The organism is Klebsiella sp. HMSC25G12, assembly GCF_001807705.1.
In the GTDB taxonomy this organism is placed as follows: Bacteria; Pseudomonadota; Gammaproteobacteria; order Enterobacterales; family Enterobacteriaceae; genus Klebsiella; species Klebsiella variicola.
Window position 1 is genome coordinate 1 of sequence record NZ_KV789808.1, and the last position, 2,772, is coordinate 2,772.

At 53.2% G+C, this 2,772-nt stretch carries 1 rRNA gene; it reads left to right on the top strand.

The features are described from left to right. Positions 1-2,760, top strand: a 23S ribosomal RNA gene (locus HMPREF3096_RS04075); the annotation flags it as partial. Positions 2,761-2,772: the final 12 nt, after the last annotated feature.

Here is a 2,772-nt window from a genome sequence, read left to right on the forward strand (position 1 = left end):
CACTATCGTTAACTGAATACATAGGTTAACGAGGCGAACCGGGGGAACTGAAACATCTAAGTACCCCGAGGAAAAGAAATCAACCGAGATTCCCCCAGTAGCGGCGAGCGAACGGGGAGCAGCCCAGAGTCTGAATCAGCTTGTGTGTTAGTGGAACGGTCTGGAAAGTCCGACGGTACAGGGTGATAGTCCCGTACACCAAAATGCACAGGTTGTGAACTCGAAGAGTAGGGCGGGACACGTGGTATCCTGTCTGAATATGGGGGGACCATCCTCCAAGGCTAAATACTCCTGACTGACCGATAGTGAACCAGTACCGTGAGGGAAAGGCGAAAAGAACCCCGGCGAGGGGAGTGAAAAAGAACCTGAAACCGTGTACGTACAAGCAGTGGGAGCACCTTCGGGTGTGACTGCGTACCTTTTGTATAATGGGTCAGCGACTTATATTCTGTAGCAAGGTTAACCGTATAGGGGAGCCGCAGGGAAACCGAGTCTTAACTGGGCGTTAAGTTGCAGGGTATAGACCCGAAACCCGGTGATCTAGCCATGGGCAGGTTGAAGGTTGGGTAACACTAACTGGAGGACCGAACCGACTAATGTTGAAAAATTAGCGGATGACTTGTGGCTGGGGGTGAAAGGCCAATCAAACCGGGAGATAGCTGGTTCTCCCCGAAAGCTATTTAGGTAGCGCCTCGTGAACTCATCTTCGGGGGTAGAGCACTGTTTCGGCTAGGGGGTCATCCCGACTTACCAACCCGATGCAAACTACGAATACCGAAGAATGTTATCACGGGAGACACACGGCGGGTGCTAACGTCCGTCGTGAAGAGGGAAACAACCCAGACCGCCAGCTAAGGTCCCAAAGTCATGGTTAAGTGGGAAACGATGTGGGAAGGCACAGACAGCCAGGATGTTGGCTTAGAAGCAGCCATCATTTAAAGAAAGCGTAATAGCTCACTGGTCGAGTCGGCCTGCGCGGAAGATGTAACGGGGCTAAACCATGCACCGAAGCTGCGGCAGCGACACTATGTGTTGTTGGGTAGGGGAGCGTTCTGTAAGCCTGCGAAGGTGGCCTGTGAGGGTTGCTGGAGGTATCAGAAGTGCGAATGCTGACATAAGTAACGATAAAGCGGGTGAAAAGCCCGCTCGCCGGAAGACCAAGGGTTCCTGTCCAACGTTAATCGGGGCAGGGTGAGTCGACCCCTAAGGCGAGGCCGAAAGGCGTAGTCGATGGGAAACAGGTTAATATTCCTGTACTTGGTGTTACTGCGAAGGGGGGACGGAGAAGGCTATGTTAGCCGGGCGACGGTTGTCCCGGTTTAAGCATGTAGGCGGAGGTTCCAGGTAAATCCGGTACCTTTTAACGCTGAGGTGTGATGACGAGGCACTACGGTGCTGAAGTAACAAATGCCCTGCTTCCAGGAAAAGCCTCTAAGCATCAGGTAACATCAAATCGTACCCCAAACCGACACAGGTGGTCAGGTAGAGAATACCAAGGCGCTTGAGAGAACTCGGGTGAAGGAACTAGGCAAAATGGTGCCGTAACTTCGGGAGAAGGCACGCTGGTGTGTAGGTGAAGTCCCTGCGGATGGAGCTGAGACCAGTCGAAGATACCAGCTGGCTGCAACTGTTTATTAAAAACACAGCACTGTGCAAACACGAAAGTGGACGTATACGGTGTGACGCCTGCCCGGTGCCGGAAGGTTAATTGATGGGGTTATCCGTAAGGAGAAGCTCTTGATCGAAGCCCCGGTAAACGGCGGCCGTAACTATAACGGTCCTAAGGTAGCGAAATTCCTTGTCGGGTAAGTTCCGACCTGCACGAATGGCGTAATGATGGCCAGGCTGTCTCCACCCGAGACTCAGTGAAATTGAACTCGCTGTGAAGATGCAGTGTACCCGCGGCAAGACGGAAAGACCCCGTGAACCTTTACTATAGCTTGACACTGAACATTGAGCCTTGATGTGTAGGATAGGTGGGAGGCTTTGAAGCGTGGACGCCAGTCTGCGTGGAGCCAACCTTGAAATACCACCCTTTAATGTTTGATGTTCTAACGTAGGCCCCTGACCGGGGTTGCGGACAGTGTCTGGTGGGTAGTTTGACTGGGGCGGTCTCCTCCCAAAGAGTAACGGAGGAGCACGAAGGTTAGCTAATCCTGGTCGGACATCAGGAGGTTAGTGCAATGGCATAAGCTAGCTTGACTGCGAGCGTGACGGCGCGAGCAGGTGCGAAAGCAGGTCATAGTGATCCGGTGGTTCTGAATGGAAGGGCCATCGCTCAACGGATAAAAGGTACTCCGGGGATAACAGGCTGATACCGCCCAAGAGTTCATATCGACGGCGGTGTTTGGCACCTCGATGTCGGCTCATCACATCCTGGGGCTGAAGTAGGTCCCAAGGGTATGGCTGTTCGCCATTTAAAGTGGTACGCGAGCTGGGTTTAGAACGTCGTGAGACAGTTCGGTCCCTATCTGCCGTGGGCGCTGGAGAATTGAGGGGGGCTGCTCCTAGTACGAGAGGACCGGAGTGGACGCATCACTGGTGTTCGGGTTGTCATGCCAATGGCACTGCCCGGTAGCTAAATGCGGAAGAGATAAGTGCTGAAAGCATCTAAGCACGAAACTTGCCCCGAGATGAGTTCTCCCTGAGACTTTAAGTCTCCTGAAGGAACGTTGAAGACGACGACGTTGATAGGCCGGGTGTGTAAGCGCAGCGATGCGTTGAGCTAACCGGTACTAATGAACCGTGAGGCTTAACCTTACAACGCCGAAG